This window comes from Muriicola sp., from assembly GCF_049669965.1.
Classification (GTDB): Bacteria; Bacteroidota; Bacteroidia; order Flavobacteriales; family Flavobacteriaceae; genus Muriicola.
The window spans coordinates 25622-44164 of the sequence record NZ_JBATLB010000033.1 but is presented as its reverse complement, the minus strand read 5'-3'; the positions used below and the strand labels follow the sequence as shown (position 1 = coordinate 44164).

Annotated in this window: 16 protein-coding genes and 1 other RNA gene; 7 read left to right on the top strand and 10 right to left on the bottom strand. The window is 40.5% G+C overall.

Annotation, left to right across the window (positions count from 1 at the left end):
* Window positions 1-39 precede the first annotated feature (39 nt).
* The 5 genes from WBM49_RS02330 to WBM49_RS02310 all read right to left on the bottom strand — a co-directional run bounded on the left by WBM49_RS02330 (window position 40) and on the right by WBM49_RS02310 (window position 4203).
* Window positions 40-186, bottom strand: a complete 147-nt coding sequence (locus WBM49_RS02330; protein ID WP_424370454.1) for a hypothetical protein — start codon at window positions 184-186, stop codon at window positions 40-42.
* Window positions 187-320: 134 nt separating this feature from the next.
* Window positions 321-1052: a LytR/AlgR family response regulator transcription factor gene (locus tag WBM49_RS02325; protein WP_424370453.1), complete on the bottom strand. Its 732-nt coding sequence runs from the start codon at window positions 1050-1052 to the stop codon at window positions 321-323.
* A 151-nt stretch (window positions 1053-1203) separates the two neighbouring features.
* Window positions 1204-2748 carry a hypothetical protein gene (locus tag WBM49_RS02320; protein WP_424370452.1) on the bottom strand — a complete coding sequence of 515 codons (1545 nt, stop codon included), beginning with the start codon at window positions 2746-2748 and terminating at the stop codon, window positions 1204-1206.
* 3 nt (window positions 2749-2751) lie between these two features.
* Window positions 2752-3153, bottom strand: a complete 402-nt coding sequence (locus tag WBM49_RS02315) for an acyl-CoA thioesterase (protein ID WP_424370451.1) — start codon at window positions 3151-3153, stop codon at window positions 2752-2754.
* On the bottom strand, window positions 3154-4203 hold the full coding sequence (locus WBM49_RS02310) for a glutaminyl-peptide cyclotransferase (RefSeq protein WP_424370450.1): 1050 nt from the start codon (window positions 4201-4203) through the stop codon (window positions 3154-3156).
* A gap of 88 nt (window positions 4204-4291) precedes the next feature.
* On the opposite strand from WBM49_RS02310, the gene ffs reads away from it, so the two are divergent.
* The 3 genes from ffs (at window position 4292) to fsa (ending at window position 6001) form a co-directional block, all read left to right on the top strand.
* An RNA gene (gene ffs / locus WBM49_RS02305) (signal recognition particle sRNA small type) lies at window positions 4292-4390 on the top strand.
* Between the two features lie 91 nt (window positions 4391-4481).
* Window positions 4482-5291: an SDR family oxidoreductase gene (locus WBM49_RS02300; protein WP_424370449.1), complete on the top strand. Its 810-nt coding sequence runs from the start codon at window positions 4482-4484 to the stop codon at window positions 5289-5291.
* 56 nt (window positions 5292-5347) lie between these two features.
* Window positions 5348-6001, top strand: coding sequence for a fructose-6-phosphate aldolase (gene fsa, locus WBM49_RS02295; RefSeq protein ID WP_424370448.1), 654 nt, complete (start codon window positions 5348-5350; stop codon window positions 5999-6001).
* 19 nt (window positions 6002-6020) lie between these two features.
* On the opposite strand, the gene WBM49_RS02290 is transcribed toward fsa, so the two are convergent.
* Window positions 6021-7400, bottom strand: a complete 1380-nt coding sequence (locus WBM49_RS02290) for a TlpA family protein disulfide reductase (RefSeq protein WP_424370447.1) — start codon at window positions 7398-7400, stop codon at window positions 6021-6023.
* Window positions 7401-7577: 177 nt separating this feature from the next.
* Here WBM49_RS02290 and WBM49_RS02285 point away from each other — a divergent pair, with 177 nt between their 5' ends.
* Window positions 7578-9206 (top strand): ABC-F family ATP-binding cassette domain-containing protein, encoded by a 1629-nt coding sequence (locus WBM49_RS02285; protein WP_424370446.1) that lies wholly within the window; start codon window positions 7578-7580, stop codon window positions 9204-9206.
* 59 nt (window positions 9207-9265) lie between these two features.
* Here the strand turns inward: WBM49_RS02285 and WBM49_RS02280 are convergent, their stop codons facing one another.
* Window positions 9266-9985, bottom strand: coding sequence for a hypothetical protein (locus WBM49_RS02280; protein ID WP_424370445.1), 720 nt, complete (start codon window positions 9983-9985; stop codon window positions 9266-9268).
* A 195-nt stretch (window positions 9986-10180) separates the two neighbouring features.
* Between WBM49_RS02280 and WBM49_RS02275 the strand changes: the two genes are divergently transcribed.
* Entirely contained in the window at window positions 10181-10723 is a 543-nt protein-coding gene (locus WBM49_RS02275; RefSeq protein WP_424370444.1) for a fasciclin domain-containing protein, read from the top strand.
* Between the two features lie 4 nt (window positions 10724-10727).
* Here WBM49_RS02275 and pheT read toward each other — a convergent pair whose 3' ends face one another.
* The gene (gene pheT, locus WBM49_RS02270; RefSeq protein WP_424370443.1) at window positions 10728-13154 is read right to left on the bottom strand and encodes a phenylalanine--tRNA ligase subunit beta; all 2427 of its coding nucleotides are present in this window, start codon (window positions 13152-13154) and stop codon (window positions 10728-10730) included.
* A 128-nt stretch (window positions 13155-13282) separates the two neighbouring features.
* On the opposite strand from pheT, the gene WBM49_RS02265 reads away from it, so the two are divergent.
* Window positions 13283-14503, top strand: a complete 1221-nt coding sequence (locus WBM49_RS02265; RefSeq protein ID WP_424370442.1) for a TlpA disulfide reductase family protein — start codon at window positions 13283-13285, stop codon at window positions 14501-14503.
* Between the two features lie 48 nt (window positions 14504-14551).
* Here WBM49_RS02265 and leuB read toward each other — a convergent pair whose 3' ends face one another.
* Together leuB and WBM49_RS02255 are read right to left on the bottom strand one after the other, a co-directional pair.
* Window positions 14552-15670 (bottom strand): 3-isopropylmalate dehydrogenase, encoded by a 1119-nt coding sequence (gene leuB, locus WBM49_RS02260; protein WP_424370441.1) that lies wholly within the window; start codon window positions 15668-15670, stop codon window positions 14552-14554.
* 2 nt (window positions 15671-15672) lie between these two features.
* Window positions 15673-16845, bottom strand: coding sequence for a 2-isopropylmalate synthase (locus WBM49_RS02255; protein WP_424370440.1), 1173 nt, complete (start codon window positions 16843-16845; stop codon window positions 15673-15675).
* Window positions 16846-16991: 146 nt separating this feature from the next.
* Between WBM49_RS02255 and WBM49_RS02250 the strand changes: the two genes are divergently transcribed.
* Window positions 16992-18536, top strand: a complete 1545-nt coding sequence (locus WBM49_RS02250; RefSeq protein WP_424370439.1) for a hypothetical protein — start codon at window positions 16992-16994, stop codon at window positions 18534-18536.
* The last annotated feature ends 7 nt before the right edge of the window (window positions 18537-18543 follow it).

The following is an 18543-nucleotide window of genomic DNA, read 5'->3' as shown; positions in this document are numbered from 1 at the left end:
CCCTAAGACTCCTTTAGCAATTATAAAATATTGTTTTAACTATCCGTCACGCCCTGTTGAACCACCGTGACTATTCCCATCGGTAGATTGTTCGTAGAGGTTTTGGTCTTCGGCAGTATCGTTGGTGCAGGAAAACATAGAAGAGCTTAAAAGGGCTATGGCAAAAATACAGGCTAATTTTTTCATCGTTGTTCGTTTTAGTGGATTAAATTATTTGCTACTAAACTAGCCGGAGTTCGCAAAGCATATTGTATAAAAACCAATGTTTTAGTAAACCCATCACCTCTGTGAGGAAACCTGGCCTTTTTGAGAGAATTTTATTATTTAAGGGTAGAAATGGCGTTCCTGGAGAGCACCTTTTTAAGACTGTCTATATTGTCTTTATAGGTCTTGGAGAAGGGAAGTTGCTTTTTGCCGGTTTTTAAGGCACAGATACTTTTGCCATAGTTGATCCTGGAGACGTAGTCCATATTCAGGATATAACTCTGATGCACGCGAATAAAATTCTTTGGCAAGGAATTTTCAAAGGTCTTTAAGGTTTTAAAGGCACTGATTACACTGCCGTCTTTCATGATAAAATCGGTCGCGTTATTATCAGCCTGAAGATACAGGATCTCGTCTGTATTGAGATATTGAAAATCTTTATATGATTTAAGGCAAAGGGTATGAGAACTTACCTCTTTTGGGTGTTGTTTTTTGAGCCGCAGCAGGGTTTTCCGAATGTCTAGTTCATTATAGGGCAACAGCCAATAATCATAAAAACCATTTTTTATAGCGTGATAGGCATATTCCTTGCTTTTCGCGATCCCAATGATCAAGGGGAGTTCATTCATGTATTGATGCAATTCAGACACCATCATGAAATAATCCATGGCCAAATCGTTCAAATTAATAAATACCAGATCCGGTAAGTGTTTTAAGATAGCATTGATACCTTCCCTGCTATCTAGTACCCTGTCTACACAGACAAAATCACCATGATCTTCCAGATAGTGCTGTAGTTGCAAATTGGAAGTGGCGTCTGCATCAATTATGGTGTATGTGTACTCCATAGACAGAACATTGTGGGAAAAGTAATAAACCTTTGTGAGAAAGGACTATATATTTCCCTTAGAATATATATGGTTTTGGTAGCTAATATACTGAAAATCAGTATAAAAGAAAGAATATTCTTACAAATGAAGAAAAAATATAATTTCCAGGCTAAAGTTCTGGCTGATATGCCCCTACAGCGGGCGATGTATTTCGTTCTCTTCCAAGGAGATCAAAGGGTACTAATAAGGCGGCATCCAGGTCTCCTATTCCAGCTGCGGAAGAGTTCGGATTTATTCGAAAATCATTATCTACCGCATCCAGAAAATTCACAGCCGTATTGAGGAGAACAGTATCATACATACTGGTATCCGCAAAATCATAGAGGGGATTACTGGTGAATTGCCCGCCCGTATCCACAAATTTTAGCAGTACATGAGAAAATAGAAAGTTAAAATCAAACTCCGCCGTGCTTAGGAGTGTTAGTTCTCTGCTGGTATTTCCATCAATGATGCAATTGATAAAATCTGCTTTTAGTAAATCCGCTCCTGAAGGGTTTCCTGAGTTATCAATTTCATAGGAATCGAGCTTTAAAGCCGTACCTGTTCTGAAACTATTACTCCAATAATTGGCAATGGTGGTATGAATAAAACTATAGGTTCCACCCAGATTACAATACAAGCTGTGACTTCCAGAATTGCCCAGAATAAGGTTCTCTGCCGTGATGGAGGTATTTCTAGCCCACAAATTAACAAGTGTGCTATTGTAGACTTGTGAGTTCCTGATTCTCAGCGTAGGGGAGGAGGCTCCGGGGTTGCCCTCCGCCAGGATACCTATGGTCGCATTTTTTAAGGTAAGGTAGGAGATTTCGTTTTCCACACTACCGGGAGCCAGCCATAGGGTGCCCCATTGCCCGGGGACATCAGAAAATTCGGGTTCTAACCTATCTCCTTCGAATATGACCTCTTTATCTAATAGGACAGGGTCGTCGCTTGCGGATCCAAGGATCTTTATACTCCCGCCACTACCCACAAGAATTCCCGAATCTTTGTGAAAATGCAATCGGGCACCTTCCTGAATACTTAGTGTCTTCCCTGCAGAAACGGCTGCATATCCGTAGATAACATAAGGCTTCTCATTGGTAATATTGAGTTCATCATCGGTTAAAATAAACCCTTCTATCCTCAATTCGTTGCCTTGCTCATCTAATCCCAGCAACAAACTCTCTTTACTGCCATTGGCCAGGGTGGAAGGATAGAGGAAAACAGCATCCTTTACAAGAGTTACCAGCGGGATGCGTTGTTCATTCGCTCCGCTATCGAAAAGGAGATCGTCAATATATAAGAATTCAGTAAGGTTATCTGGTGCAATATCGTAGGTAGTTTCAATAAAAATATACAAACTATCGCGTGCATACAATGGAACATTCACAAAAGAGTTCCCGGCCACTCCTTCTACGTTGAGCCGGTATTTGCTGTTATCCCCATCCTGAAGCCTAATACTTGGAATTTCGATATCCTTACCGCTTCGGTTCAACACTTTTAAGCTATATGTGCTGCTTCCAATATTGGTAAAGACCGTATCGAGAAAGACTGTATCTTTTGAAAATTGAAGATCGCCATTGCTTGCGTCAACCTCAAAATCTTTTCTGCAGGAGGATACCCAGCTAAGGCAGCTCACCAGAACAATTATGGTTACAAGGTAGCGGACAGACACAGACTAGGAGTTTTGGGTGTCAATAAAAATAGCACTGACCTTCTCTGATATCCTCATAGGCTTAAAGGTCAATGCGTTTAACAGGCACCATTGGGTTTCTGATCGCAACAAAGGTGCTTTTGAGTTTTGGTTGGTCATTGTCACCACCCTGGTGGAGATAGCCCCTTCAGACTTCTCAATATGAGTGCTCATTAAAACGGTATCTCCCAGCTTTGCAGAGTTCTTATATTCAATAAGATGTTGTTTTACCACCCAAATGGCTCCTTTGCGCATGGCTTCGGGAGCGCGCGACTGCCAATGTGCCTTGGAAATGTCCTGTATCCATTGCACGTAGCGAACATTATTCACATGTTCCAGATCATCCAGATCTTCTTCCGTAACTACCCTGGTCATTTCAAAGGTCATTTATTCCTTCTTTTTAAGTTGTATCTCAAACAGCGTATCCCAATTCTTTCCGGTCACAAAAAAGGTTTTACGGCCAGGATGGTAGGCAATACCATTGAGCACATCTAGTTTTGCATGCTGTTTTACCTTTTCTTTGAGTCCGCCGAGATTTACTACCCCCTCAATGGCCCCACTGCCGGCATCAATAATCATCATACTTTCTTTTTGCCATACATTGGCATAGATCTTCCCATCTACGTATTCCAGTTCGTTGGCTTTGTTGAAAATCGACTTATTCGTAACGATCTGGATATTGTCTTCTTCCACTAATGTCTCAGGATTTAGCAACCATATGCGTTCGGTGCCGTCGCTCTTATAAATACGTGAACCGTCATTACACAGACCCCAGCCTTCTTTGCTTTGGCCATATTGAAAACGATCTATTTGTTTGAGATCGGATACACGGTAGAGGAACCCAAGCTTGCTTTGCCAGGTAAGTTGGTATACTTTGTCATGAAGCAAGGTAATCCCTTCGCCAAAATATTTAGTATCAAGGTCTACCTGTTGGTATATGCCACCGGTCTTAAAATCTAGTTTTCGGATAAAAGATTTAGCCCCACCTCCAGAGCCCGTACTCTCATAGAGCGTATCCTGATAGAACTCCAGTCCCTGGGTAAATGCCTTTATATCATGAGGATATTCATTGATGATCTCATAGGTGTACAATTCTGGTGCAGCGGGGGCCAGGATCTTTATGTCTGTTTCAACCACTATTGGGTTTCCTTCCGATCTGAAATGAACTTTTATGGTTTGTAATCCTAATTTGGAGCCTTGTAAGACCAATTGGTCATTCCGGAATGGGATCTCTTCTCCCGCTATCGTAAACCGAATAGAATCTATTGGTAAATCCTTTCTATTTTCAATGACCGGGCGGATGGTATCGAATTGCTGGAATTCCTTTTCGCCTGAGGTAAATTGAAGTGAAAACAAGGAAGAAGGGTCTTTCTCCCCTCCGCAACTAACAACAAAAAGGATCAGGCCATTAAGGATAAAATACTTAATGAAATTCATAGGCAAGAGTAGATTTAAGGCAAGTTAATTTAATAATTTAAGATTCTAAAACGATTGTCTCAAATTTAAAAGGTTGTATATTTGCATGAGGCAAGTCCTACACGACCAGCTCCTGTAGAATCCCCCAGGGTGGGAACGCAGCAAGGGTATATGGTTGTAGCGGTGCGATGTAGGTAGCTTGCCTTTTTTTTGTGCCCAATAGCGAGCAATCTCCTCTCCAATTTATTGTTACCTCTTGTTTGTCCCCGCTGTCAAATATTTGTTTCTTTGTGAGACATATGGATAAGATTGTTGTATTGATCACAGGAGGTTCTTCTGGCATAGGGAGAGCTATAGGGAATTACCTGAAAACCAAGGGATATACCGTCTACGGTACGACGCGTGATCTTAAAAAGAACGCTGCCTTTTCGGATTTTGAACTATTTGAGCTCGATGTACGCAACACGGATAGCATACAAAAGGCACTGGGATTACTGCTGACCAAAGAAGAACAGCTCCATGTATTGATCAACAATGCAGGGGTTGGCATAACCGGACCCATAGAGGAAACCCCCAATGAGGCCATTCAAAATGCCTTTGAACCTAATTTTACAGGGCCCTTGAACATGATGAAAGCTACTTTGCCCATCATGAGAAAACAAGGGAAGGGACGCATTGTCAATATTACCTCAATTGCAGGAAAAATGGGACTACCGTATCGGGGAATTTATTCTGCCAGCAAAGGAGCTCTGGATTTGGCCACCGAGGCTATTAGGCTAGAAACCATGAATTTTGGGATCCATATAAGTACTCTTGCTCCTGGCGATTTTGCCACTAATATTGCCGCGGGCCGCTTTCATGTGCCTGTGAAGGCTACCTCACCCTACAAAACCCCTTATGAGCAAACCTTACAAATGATCAACGAGGATGTGGATACGGCCGGGGATCCTGTTGAAGTTGCCAAAAAAATTCATAATATTCTTAAGAGTCCTTCACCAAAAGTGCATTACAAAGTGGGCAGTTTTATGCAGAAATTTTCCACTGTCCTTAAAAATATACTTCCCGGTAAAGTTTATGAGAACCTATTGCGAAACCATTATAAATTGTAGCTTTGTATCGCATTTTATTAAATGTTAAGACAGATCGTTAAGCAAAACATAGAACTATGAAATTTTTTATTGATACCGCGAATTTAGATCAGATTAGGGATGCGCAGGAATTAGGCGTGCTAGATGGTGTAACCACCAATCCGTCACTTATGGCAAAAGAAGGGATCACCGGGAGAAATAATATCCTTAAACACTATGTAGATATCTGCAATATTGTAGACGGAGACGTCTCTGCTGAGGTAATTGCGACCGATCTAAAAGGAATGATCAAGGAAGGAGAGGAGTTGGCAGAGCTTCATGATCAAATTGTAGTAAAGGTACCAATGATCAGAGACGGGGTAAAAGCCCTTAAATATTTTTCAGATAAAGGCATCAGGACTAATTGTACCCTTGTATTCTCAGCAGGACAAGCTTTGTTGGCCGCTAAAGCAGGTGCCACCTATGTGTCGCCTTTCCTTGGAAGATTAGATGATATTTCTACGGATGGACTTAATTTAATCGCAGAAATCAGGCTAATCTATGATAATTACGATTTTCAAACTCAAATCCTTGCTGCCTCTATCCGGCATACCATGCACGTAATAGATTGTGCAAAATTAGGAGCCGATGTAATGACCGGACCACTTTCGTCTATTGAAGGCCTGTTAAAGCACCCGCTTACAGATATAGGTTTGGCAAAGTTCCTGGAAGATTATAAGAAAGGAAACTAGAAGAGTCTCTAAGTTCCGTTTAAAAAGGATTGTAAATATTAGCAAAGGCATCAACAATTACCCCATTCCTGGCAATGATCGTCTTGTTGGGGTTATAAATTATTAGAGTCTGTACTGCCTTTTCATAATTATTGGTCCAGAATTGTTCGGAATGTTCTAGTTTATTGGTGTCTACCATACCTTTCCATTTGCTATGATCTGTACGTAGGTTGATACCTATAAAATGATATTCCGGATGTTCTTGTTTCAATTCTGTAACCCTTTTGGTAATGTTCTTGAAATGCCCAGGTTCTGAACCAGACCAGAAATAGAATACCACCGGCCCCTTATTTTCAAGATCATTCAATTTTACTTCATCCCCATTATAGGTGTATAAGGTGAAATCCGGGAGGGTCTTGGTGGGCTGCATATTGATGATACCTTCATATAAGGTATTGATCTCCTCATTATGGACGTTATTGTGAGATAGTCTTTTAAAATCCTTTATGAATATTTTATTGTGTTCCTCCGTATCGTGTTTTAAGAGATAGTCTATCGCTACATTTCTAAAAAGATTATCACGAAGTTCTTTTTGGGTGATCAGGCTGTCTATAAGCTTTAACTTATGCTCATTAAAATGTAAATGCCTGCTGGCCTTTTCAATATCTTCACAATTAGACTTACACATAGTATAGGCTAAGTTTCCGAGGTGAAACTTCATAAAATTATAATAAGGTCTTAGGTACGTAAGATCTTCATCATTGTAATTTACCTCATTGCGATATCCGTAGAAGGAATCGGGTAACTGATGTATTGCTGGCTCGCCGCTGCGTCTTCTGTGGTAGAAGGGGTAGGCCTCCATAGAAATATTGGAGCTGTAAACTATAAAGGATTTCGCCAAATCAAATGCCTTTGGCGATATTTCAAACTCGGTATTTGTTTGTTCTAATAATGCTAATTTGTTGTTTTTCAGAGAATCGATTTTTAACCGAAACTCTTCCGGCTCCAGTTCGTACATGGAGTTAATTAGGAATTCTTCTTCTTCCCGCAGCAGGAACATTTCCAACATAAAATTGTTGATCTCCTCTCCTTTTCCGGAAAAGACCAATGACTCATCAAAATCAGATGTATTTAAACGTACCTGCAGACTGTCTCCGTTCTCGAGGTACACATACTGTAGTTCCGGGTTGTGGTAAAAATGGTGAAGTCCTTCTGAAACGGAATCTAATTTAAATACAAAGCGATTATCTGCATCTAATTTTACGGAATCTAAGGCCTCTTCTCCTTTAAAGAGTACTACCTGGTCGCTGGTTGGATTTACAATCTCCCCGGCGAAAATAACATACTTCTCATCACCTTTATCTCTTAGGCAACTTCCTGCGATCAAACCAACAAGAATATAAAGTAGATATTTATTCATGTATAATCAGCACTTATTATAACGACAAATCTAAGCATTGCAAGGGGTAGGGCTTGTTAATAGGGCGTTAAAAATGAATAATAGAATAAGAGTTTCGATGTAAACCCAGAAAGAAAGGTTTATTGGCACAACGCGTTATTTTGACTACTTTTGCAAAAAAATTTAAAAAAATCTGATATGCTGTCTGTTTCAAATTTATCGGTACAATTTGGCAAACGAATTTTGTTCGATGAAGTAAACGTTAGCTTTACACAAGGCAATTGTTATGGGGTCATTGGAGCAAACGGAGCCGGTAAGTCTACTTTTTTAAAGATACTCTCCGGTTCAGTAGATCCTACATCGGGGCATGTTCATCTGGAACATGGAAAACGAATGTCTGTCTTAGAGCAAAATCACAACGCCTATGATGAAAACAGCGTTTTGGAAACAGTGGTTATTGGAAATAGGCCCTTGTACAAGATCAAAAAGGAAATAGATGCCTTGTATGCCGACTATTCTGACGAAAATGCTGATAGAATAGGGGAATTACAAGTCACGTTCGAGGAAATGAATGGTTGGAATGCCGATAGTGATGCTGCAGCACTGCTCTCCAGTCTTGGGATCAGGGAGGAATATCATTTTACACAAATGTCTGATCTAGATTCCAAACTAAAAGTAAGAGTTTTGCTGGCGCAGGCTTTATTTGGATCTCCGGATGTATTGGTGATGGATGAGCCTACGAACGACCTAGATTATGAAACTATTGAATGGCTCGAAAACTTTCTGGCCAATTATGAGAACACCGTCATCGTGGTATCTCATGACAGGCATTTTCTAGATGCTGTGTGTACTCATGTGGTAGATATCGATTTTGGGAAACTCAATCTGTATTCCGGGAACTACACTTTTTGGTATGAAAGCAGCCAGCTTGCTGCCAGACAAAGAGCTCAGCAGAATAAAAAGTCAGAGGAGAAAGCCAAAGAATTACAAGAATTTATCATGAGATTCAGTGCCAATGTGGCCAAGAGTAAACAGGCCACCTCTCGCAAGAAGATGCTCGAAAAACTAAAAATTGAAGATATTAAACCCTCCTCTCGCAGATATCCCGCCATTATATTCGACCGGGAACGAGAGGCAGGAGATCAGATCCTGAATATTGAAGGCATGTCTGCCAGCAGTGATGATGGTAGTTTGTTATTTGATAATTTAAATCTGAATCTGGCCAAAGGTGACAAAGTGGCTTTACTCTCAAGAGATTCCAGGGCTACAACGGCCCTATATGAGATCCTCAACGGCCATAGAAAACCAGATAGTGGAAAGTTTCAGTGGGGAGTTACCACTGCTCAATCCTATCTGCCGGCAGATAACGCCTCTTATTTTACGGAAAATATAAGTTTAGTAGATTGGCTGAGACAGTGGGCAAAGACTGAAGAGGAGCGGGAAGAAGTTTATCTGCGTGGCTTTCTCGGGAAAATGCTTTTTAGTGGGGAAGAAGCGCTGAAAAAATGTACCGTATTATCCGGGGGAGAAAAAGTGCGCTGTATGTTGAGTAGGATGATGCTTCTCAGGGCCAATGTTTTAATGTTAGATGAACCCACCAACCATTTGGATCTGGAAAGTATTACCGCCTTTAACAACTCTCTGAAGAATTTTAAGGGCACCGTATTGTTTACTACGCATGATCATCAGTTTGCGGAAACTGTGGCCAACAGGATCGTGGAACTAACTCCGAAACAAACAATAGATCGCTACCTGAGCTTTGATGACTATATGTCCGACAAAAGTATCCGGGAACAGCGCGAAAAGATGTATGCAGTGCCGGTGTAACTGCAAGTTTTAAGAACAAAAAAAAGCATTCATATGAATGCTTTTTTTTGTACCAGCTATTACGCATTGAAATATTTGCTATTCCAAATGGCGGGATTAAAATTCTTGCCCAACGCAAATCCGTAAAAGATGACCACAGAAGCAATGGACTTGAACATAAAGAAGTAAACTATCCAGAACTCTGCCTGTGAACTACTTTTGGAAAACAGGCCTTCAGGAACCATCAAGGTGATCAGATAAGCGATCATAAGGACTATAGCCGTTAGATTGACTATATTCTTGAAGGGCCAGGCAAATACCTTTCTCAAAGGGTGAAGGTCATTTCCCCAGCGGTGTATCAAATAGAAATAATCGTTGCCTATGGGAGCAAACAATAAGGGATCGTCCTTATCTTCTAACCTGAATAACTTAGAGGGGGCTATGATCTTAAAACCTTCTATTGAAATACGGTGTGACCTTTCAAGTGCTTTGATCCTGGAAATGCCTTCCTGCGGGATCTCTCCTTTAAAATATTTAGAATCGAGAAAACGAAGTCTGTAATCTATACAAATCTGTTTTATTTGATCTATGTGATATATCTTATTAGTTTCGAGCAGATCAAAATCAAAATTGTTTGCAATACCCTTTTGTCCTCCAGCAAGTTTTTGATGAATGCGTTCCTCATTTTCAGAGTCTTTTTGTAAAAGCGCATAGACATTTTTGATCAAATTAACCTGGGCCTCTTCTTTTTGGGTAAGCAAAGAGAGTTTCTCCTCAATATTGGTTCTTTTAAATAACATTCTTTTTCTTTTAGCATTTTGAACAAAAATAAAGATTAGTAAATCTCAAAACAACTGTATTATAAAATTTTTAATATGTTAATATTATGTTAAATTCGTTCTGGGTTTTCTGCTAATCCCATTTTTCTTGATAGTAGATTGTATATTGTCGAACTTATTGACCGTTTATCGATCACTAAGCCCCAATATTTTTCTATGAAATCCTATTTATTCTTTGCTGTTGTTGTGTTCCTGCTTAGTTCAGGATCATTGAGTGCACAGTCGGATAAAGGACAATCAGATTTCAAGAAAACGATCTATACCAGTACCCTTGAAGCGGGGAATTACACTACTCTTATTTCTGCTTTAAAAGCCACGGACTTAGATTTAACACTCGATGGAGACGCGGCCTTTACGATCTTTGCGCCTTCGGACCTTGCCTTTGGGAAACTTTCCGATGAAACCATGAAACATCTTTTGCTCCCAGAAAACAAAAAGGAATTGAGGGAAATGGTAACCTATTTTATGGTCGCCGGGTCATTATCGGCCTCCAAGATTTTAAATGCTTTGGTACGAGGAAATGGAAAAACTACTTTTACCACGGTACAGGGGAAAAAGATTAAGGCCTCTATTGATGGGATCGATATAATTCTCACAGATGGATTTGGGAATAAGGCAAAGATCACAGTGGCCGACAACGATCAGTGCAATGGTATTATCCATACCATAGATAGTGTACTATTGCCGAAACCGCTCTAGAATATCAGCGCAGTTCTGCGCCTAATTGTTTTTCGTACGCCTCTTTGATCTTGTTCATGATCTTGTCTATATGTTTATCTGTAAGTGTTTTAGACTCGTCCTGAAGTGTAAAACTTACCGCATAGGATTTCTTCCCCTTTGGCAATTTATCTCCAGTATAAACATCAAATAAGGAAAGATCCTTCAGTAGATTCTTTTCGGTACGATAGGCAATCTCTTCCAGGTCTTTAAAAGGGACCTCATTATTTAACATCAAGGCAAAGTCTCGTCTTACCGCCGGAAATTTAGGAATAGATTTAAAGACAATTTGTTGCCTGGAAGCCAGTTTGCGCAATGCGGCCCAATCAAAATTTGCAAAAAGTATCTCCTGTTTCAGATCAAATATTTTACGTATGCTTTTATGGACAACTCCTAAATGCACTAAAGGAGTATTATCCTTTACGAGCTGTATGCCTTCTGAAAATTCGCTGGTAACCACGCCCACAGAACTGTAGTCGCGAAGTCCCATTTTTTCAAGGATCTGTTCTACCTGTGCCTTTAGAAAATAAAAATCGGAGGTTTTGGATTTCGCAGTCCAGCTTTCGGCAACCCGGTCACCCGTGATTAACAAGCTTAGGTGTTCTTTTTCCAGATGACCCGAATCGGTTTTATGATAGGTCTTCCCAAATTCGAAAAGCTTTAAGTTAGGTCGCTTTCTGTTGATATTATATGATGCCGCTTCCAGCGCAGAAAAGAGCATGGAAGTTCTTAGCACAGATAATTCTGAACTTAAGGGATTAAGGATTTTTACTGAATCTTTTTCCCATTCAGCATCCATTGCTTTGGCATGGTCCGGATTACTTAAGCTATTGGATAAGATCTCATAAAAGCCCTGGGCTGCTAGGAGGTCCCCAATATTATTCTGCAATTTATGATCTTCAAATCTTGAAGTAGGAGCAATAGAGGCGTTTAACTTTGGCTCAAACTGAATATTATTATATCCATAGACCCTCAGTATTTCCTCTATGACATCCACCTCGCGCTGCACGTCTATTCTGTAAAAAGGAATCACAAGGCCTAAGCCTGTCTCGGTTACACTTTTCACTTTGATATCCAAAGAGGTAAGTATGGACTTAATAACGTCCTTAGGAATTTCTTGCCCAATGAGTGCATTGATCTTCTCAAAAGTTAAAAAAACCTGGTGATCTTCTTTCTTTTTTGGATAAAGGTCCACGATGTCTGAAGTGATATCTCCTCCGGTAAGTTCACAGATAAGTAATGCTGCTCGTTGTAAGGCATATTCCACATTGTTGATATCTATGCCTCGTTCAAAACGGAAGGAGGCATCTGTGTTGAGCCCATGTCTTTTGGCGGTTTTTCGAATTGAGATAGGGTCAAAATATGCACTTTCTAAAAAGATCGATGTTGTATTCTCCGTTACCCCCGTATTGATTCCCCCAAAAACCCCTGCAATACACATAGGTTTTTCGGCATCGCAAATCATAAGATCGTCCTTATCTAAAATGCGTTCATCCCCATCCAGGGTCATAAAACTTGTTCCTTCCTCAACTGTTCTCACAATTATTTCCTTCCCAAAGATCCTGTCTGCATCAAAGGCATGCAATGGCTGTCCCAGCTCGTGTAAGACGTAATTTGTCACATCTACCACATTATTGATGGGCTTTAGGCCAATTGCTTTTAGTCTGTTCTTTAACCAACTCGGGGAGGGCTGCACGATGAGATTGCTGATAGTTACTCCACAATATCTGGGAGCTTTTGTTTTATCCTCTACCTTAACGGCCATTTTTAAAGAGCGGTTGGCCACATTAAAATTACTGATGGAAGGCGTCATCAGTTCTTTTTGTACCCCCTGCTGCCGCAGTCCTGCTTTTAAATCTCTCGCCACCCCATAATGACTCATGGCATCGGCTCTGTTAGGAGTAAGGCCAATTTCAAATACTTGGTCATTTTCAATCTCAAATAGTTCGGCAACCGGCGTTCCGGGGACCAAACTGGCTTCAAGGATCATTATTCCGTCATGACTGTCTCCAAGACCTAATTCATCTTCAGCACAGATCATTCCGGCACTAACTTCCCCTCTTATTTTACCCTTTTTGATTACCAAGGTCTCTCCATTACTCATATGCAATGCAGTCCCTATGGTAGCCACCGGCACCTTTTGTCCCTTTGCTACATTAGGGGCCCCACAAACAATCTGAACGGGCTCTTTTGTGCCAATATCTACTGTGGTAAGTTTTAATTTATCGGCGTTTGGATGTTTAATGCAAGTAAGTACATGCCCCACAACAACCCCTTTGAGTCCGCCTGGTACGGATTCGAAATGAGTGATACCTTCTACCTCCAGTCCAAGGTCGGTTAGGAGTTCTGAGATCCGGGTAGCTTCCCAATCGATCTGAATGAACTGCCGTAACCAGTTAAGAGAAATTTGCATTGGTTAGTCTTAAGCGATCAAAGATAAAACAATGGTTTAACACAGTCAATGCCCACCACAGGTTTCATCACAAAATTTATAAACCTTGTTTATCTGTAATTGCGATATTTGTAAATCAATCGTGGAAAATGAAAAAATATAATCTTTTACTAGTTATTCTATTAACTCTTTACGGTTGCAAGGAACCTTCAGCCTTAAGCCTATCAGAGGGTATCTGGAGGGGTACCATGGAAGTGCAGGACGGAGAGATATTACCCTTTAATTTTGAAATAAAAAATGGAAGTGATGGCTACACCATGGAAGTATTCAATGCAGACGAAGTATTGAATATCGATGATATTTTTATAGATAAGGACTCTATAATCATTAGAATGCCCGTATTTGAAGGATATATAGCCGGGACCTTCTCCAACAGCACCATTACAGGGAATTTCATAAAGGAGAGCCTCGATAGAGTGGTGCCTTTTAATGCGAATTTCGATGATCATAAAAGGTTTGTGACTTCAAAACCTCCTGCCATAAACATTAGCGGTAACTGGGAAGTTGTTTTTAGTAAGGGCACAGAAGATTCCTATGTTGCACAAGGAATCTTTAACCAGGAAGGCGAAAAGGTAACAGGAACCTTCCGCACTACTACGGGAGACTACAGATATCTCGAAGGAGCAGTAGATGGGGATTCTCTAAAACTCTCAACCTTTGACGGGGCTCATGTATTCCTTTTTCTGGCCAGTCTATCTGATGGTACCATGAAAGGAACATTTTATTCCGGGAACCATTATCAGGAGCCGTTTGAGGCCGTACTCAACGAGTCGTATGAATTACCCGATGCCTATGAGCTTACGTATCTCAATGAAGGTTATGAGAAATTTAATTTTTCATTTAAAGATATTAATGGGAATCTCATTTCCCTGGATGACCCTCAATATCAGAATAAGGTAGTGATCGTTCAAATTATGGGCACCTACTGCCCTAACTGTTTGGATGAGTCCAAATTCCTGGTTAATTATCTAAAAGAGAACGATCAGGATGATCTGGAGGTTATAGCTCTGGCCTTTGAATATGCCAAAACCGAAGAGGATGCTTTTAAGGGAATTAAAAGACTCCGTGACCGACTGGGAATTTCGTATTCCATACTCTTGGCGCAATACGGTAGTGCGGATAAGAAAACAGCCAATGAAAAATTACCTATGCTGAACCATATACTCTCGTATCCTACCACTATCTTCCTGGATAAAAAAGGAGAGGTAAGAAGAATTCTTACAGGCTTCAATGGCCCTGCTACAAAAGGAAAATACATCGAATTCAAAAAAGATTTTGAAGCATTTACAGCTTCACTTATTGCAGAATAAAAAAGGCCTATCGAACTGCGATAGGCCTTTTTTGGTGGCAAAAAAAAATCAAATGATGGTTGATTTACCCAACCAGATATTCTCTTTGTTCAGGATGAGATAATCATCAGAATCCCTGATATTTCCTGATATAAAATCACCAATATGGTTAGTTCCATACTTGCTGGTGGTACTCAAATCTGGCGATACGATCCCTTTTTTGATTGACTTCAGTACGGCTATGACCACTGCTCTCGACTCTTCATCGAGTTTAAAATGATCGAGCAGCATGGCAGCAGAAAGAATAGAAGCTACCGGATTTGCGATGTCCTTTCCTTTGGCCTGCGGATATGAACCATGAACAGGTTCAAACAAGGCATGATTCTCACCTATAGAAGCAGAGGGGAGTAACCCTATGGAACCCCCAATGGCACTTCCTTCATCAGACAATATGTCTCCAAACATATTTTCGGTGAGGATTACATCGAATTGGCTGGGATGCAACAAGAGTTGCATAGCCGCATTGTCAATGAACATGAAATCGAGCGTTATATCCGGATAACTCTCTCCAATTTTTTTCACAACTCTTCTCCATAATCGAGAAGATTCTAAAACGTTGGCTTTGTCTACAAGCGTCACCTTTTTTCTCCTACCTTTCGCTGCTTTAAAAGCAAGATGGGCAATTCGGCTAACTTCCATTTCCGTGTAGGTGCAGCTGTCTGTTGCTGAGGTGCCATCCTCACTAAGTTTTTTTTCACCAAAATAGATCCCACCGGTAAGTTCTCGGAAAATGACAAAGTCTGTTCCGGTGATGATCTTTTTCTTTAAGGGTGACTTATCCATTAAGGTTGGAAATACCTTTATGGGCCGAATGTTGCAAAACAGTCCTAATTCTTTCCTTAGTCTTAATAAGCCTTGTTCCGGACGAACTTTGGCATCCGGATTGTTATCGTATTTCGGATCTCCTATAGAGCCAAAAAGTACGGCATCTGACGCTTTACACAGAGATAAAGTCGACTCCGGGAGTGGATCACCAGTCGCATCCATGGCAGCAGCCCCTATCTTTGCTTCAGAGAAAACAAATTCGTGCCCAAAGGTCTCTTCAACCGCCTGAAGGCACTTTACAGCTTGAGCCGTCACTTCGGGCCCAATACCATCACCATGTAATAAGGCAATTTTTATTTTCATACTTAGGCTATACTTTCGATGTTAATTTTGGTTATTTCCATAATTTGATGAATATCCTCGTCCAGGATTTCTTTTTTTCTATCCGCAAACCGCAGGAATTGCTCATAGACAACATCTAACTGTACTTTGGTTAACTCATAGCCAATGTTCTTGGCCCGGTACGCCAACGCAGCTCTACCGCTGCGGGCAGTAAGTACAATGGAGGAATGATCTACACCAACATCTTCAGGATCTATGATCTCATAGGTTTCCCTTTTCTTTATTACCCCATCCTGATGGATTCCGGAACTGTGTGCAAAAGCGTTGGATCCTACTATGGCCTTATTAGGTTGCACCGGCATCCCCATTTTTTCTGAGACCATAAGACTGGTGCTATATAGCAATTTGCTGTTGATACTGGTATCCAGATTTAAATAAGGGTGCTGTTTTAAGATCATGACAACCTCTTCCAAAGAAGTATTGCCTGCTCGTTCGCCAATGCCATTTATGGTACATTCTATTTGACGGGCTCCGTTGACGACCCCTGCGATAGAATTAGCTGTTGCCAGGCCAAGATCATTATGGCAATGACAAGAAAGGATAGCTTTGTCTATATTCTTGACATGTTCGCGCAGGTATTTCATTTTTGCCCCATATTCTTCCGGCAGGCAGTATCCTGTAGTATCTGGGATGTTTAACACGGTTGCACCGGCCTTGATCACTTCCTCGCAGACTCTGGCTAAAAACTCATTGTTTGTTCTGCCGGCATCTTCCGCGTAGAACTCTACATCTTCAACAAAGGTCTTGGCATAGCGCACGGCCTCTACCGCGCGTTCCAGAATTTTTTCTGGCGTGGAGTTGAATTTGTATTTGATATGGGAATCTGAAGTGCCAATACCCGTGTGTATTCTGGGCCTTTTGGCATACTTTAATGCCTCAGCGGCTACTTCAATATCTTTTTTTACGGAACGCGTAAGGCCGCAAACCGTTGCGTGCTTCACTACTTTGGCTATTTCATTGACCGAATTAAAGTCGCCCGGACTCGATATAGGAAAACCAGCTTCAATAATATCTACTCCAAGAGTGTCTAGTCTTTCAGCAATTACTAATTTCTGTTTGGTATCTAATTTACAACCAGGAACCTGCTCACCATCACGCAGTGTAGTATCAAAAATGTATACTTTATCTTTGCTCATTATAATTACTTAATTTTAGTCACCATAACGAATGTATGGCAACCATTTAGAACCAATTTCATGACTGTGAGGCATTTACAACGTTAATATACTTTTTAAGGTAGTTAAACCATTGAAATACAGCACACTAAGCATACTATTTTACGATGACAAATGCCAATAAAGATGCCCTATTTGTATTGGTCAAATCTCTTTCTAAATCGGAGAAGCGCCAATTTAAGCTATATGTAGGAAGATTAGGAGTGAATACCGATGCCAAGTTTCTGGCCTTGTTCAACCTTTTGGATAAGATGAAGCGCTATGAGGAAAAAATAATCCTGGCTAGTGGCATTGTAAAAAAAGCACAACTTTCTAACCTAAAGGCACATCTGTACAAACAGATCCTGGTGAGTCTGCGTTTAAACCCTGTGAATCAGAATATTAGGGTTCAGATTAGGGAGCAATTAGACTTCGCGACCATATTGTATCAGAAAGGCCTGTATAAGCAAAGTCTTAAGATTTTAGATAAGGTAAAGTCGACTGCCATTGACAACGAAGAAAAGAATATCGCCTACGAGATTGTAGAGTTAGAAAAGATCATAGAAACCCAGTATATCACAAGAAGTATTCCGGACAGGGCAGATGAGCTGGCCTTGCAAGCAAAGATGTTATCGGAACAAAATGTGATGACCAGCAAACTGTCTAATCTTTCACTTCAGTTATACGGCATGATGCTTAAAGTGGGCTATGTGCGCAGCAATGATGACCTGCAGCGGGTAAAAAAATACTTTGAAGCCCACCTACCTAAGTACGATATCAATGAGTTGGGGTTTCGTGAGAAATTATGGTTGTATAAGGCGCATTTGTGGTATAGTTTTCTGATACAGGATTTTCTGTCTTGTTACAAATATGCTAGCAAATGGGTAGACCTGTTTTATGAATATAAAGAGATGATCCATTTAAATCCGGTATTTTTCCTCAAGGGGAATCACTATTTGCTGGAGTCTCTTTTTTACGTAAAATACGCCTCCCAATTTGAGTTGGTGCTTGCCAATCTGGAAAAGACGGTTGCCGAGAAAGACTTTCCCTCTAATGATAATATTAGCTCCCTGAGTTTTTTGTATATCAATTCAAACAAACTCAACCTCCATTTTCTAAAAGGCACATTTGAAAAGGGATTGTATCTGGTAAGGATCATTGAGTACGGGATTAATAAGCATCGCGACCGGATAGATGAGCATCATATCATGATCTTTTACTACAAAATTGCCTGCCTGTATTTCGGCGTGGGAGATAATAAGAATTGTATTGCGTACCTCAAGAAGATCATCAACAACAAAAACCTTAAAATGAGGGAAGATCTTATGTGTTTCGCACGGGTACTCAGTCTGGTAGCCCATTACGAAGCGGGGATGGACTATCATTTGGAGGTGCAGTTAAAAAGCACGTATAAATTCTTATTAAAGATGAACGATCTTCATGCCGTTCAAAAGGAAATGATAAAATTCCTTAGAAATTTAGGATCCATTTACCCCAATGAGTTACGGGCAGAGTTTCAAAAGTTATATGACAGTTTAAAGAAATATGAGGATCACCCTTATGAGAAAAGAGCCTTTTTGTACTTAGATATCTTATCCTGGCTCGAAAGTCATTTGGAAAATAAGCCTGTCTCACAGGTTATTCGTGAAAAGGCCATGGCAAGTATTCGTTAATTCATTG

Excerpts from the sequence above, each read along its gene's own strand:
- WBM49_RS02325 (WP_424370453.1), bottom strand. The coding sequence starts at position 1,052 with ATGGAGTACACATACACCATAATTGATGCAGACGCCACTTCCAATTTG.
- WBM49_RS02275 (WP_424370444.1), top strand. The coding sequence starts at position 10,181 with ATGAAATCCTATTTATTCTTTGCTGTTGTTGTGTTCCTGCTTAGTTCA.
- WBM49_RS02315 (WP_424370451.1), bottom strand. The coding sequence starts at position 3,153 with ATGACCTTTGAAATGACCAGGGTAGTTACGGAAGAAGATCTGGATGAT.
- WBM49_RS02280 (WP_424370445.1), bottom strand. The coding sequence starts at position 9,985 with ATGTTATTTAAAAGAACCAATATTGAGGAGAAACTCTCTTTGCTTACC.
- WBM49_RS02250 (WP_424370439.1), top strand. The coding sequence starts at position 16,992 with ATGACAAATGCCAATAAAGATGCCCTATTTGTATTGGTCAAATCTCTT.
- fsa (WP_424370448.1), top strand. The coding sequence starts at position 5,348 with ATGAAATTTTTTATTGATACCGCGAATTTAGATCAGATTAGGGATGCG.
- WBM49_RS02330 (WP_424370454.1), bottom strand. The coding sequence starts at position 186 with ATGAAAAAATTAGCCTGTATTTTTGCCATAGCCCTTTTAAGCTCTTCT.
- WBM49_RS02310 (WP_424370450.1), bottom strand. The coding sequence starts at position 4,203 with ATGAATTTCATTAAGTATTTTATCCTTAATGGCCTGATCCTTTTTGTT.
- WBM49_RS02290 (WP_424370447.1), bottom strand. The coding sequence starts at position 7,400 with ATGAATAAATATCTACTTTATATTCTTGTTGGTTTGATCGCAGGAAGT.
- WBM49_RS02265 (WP_424370442.1), top strand. The coding sequence starts at position 13,283 with ATGAAAAAATATAATCTTTTACTAGTTATTCTATTAACTCTTTACGGT.
- WBM49_RS02255 (WP_424370440.1), bottom strand. The coding sequence starts at position 16,845 with ATGAGCAAAGATAAAGTATACATTTTTGATACTACACTGCGTGATGGT.
- WBM49_RS02300 (WP_424370449.1), top strand. The coding sequence starts at position 4,482 with ATGGATAAGATTGTTGTATTGATCACAGGAGGTTCTTCTGGCATAGGG.
- pheT (WP_424370443.1), bottom strand. The coding sequence starts at position 13,154 with ATGCAAATTTCTCTTAACTGGTTACGGCAGTTCATTCAGATCGATTGG.
- WBM49_RS02285 (WP_424370446.1), top strand. The coding sequence starts at position 7,578 with ATGCTGTCTGTTTCAAATTTATCGGTACAATTTGGCAAACGAATTTTG.
- leuB (WP_424370441.1), bottom strand. The coding sequence starts at position 15,670 with ATGAAAATAAAAATTGCCTTATTACATGGTGATGGTATTGGGCCCGAA.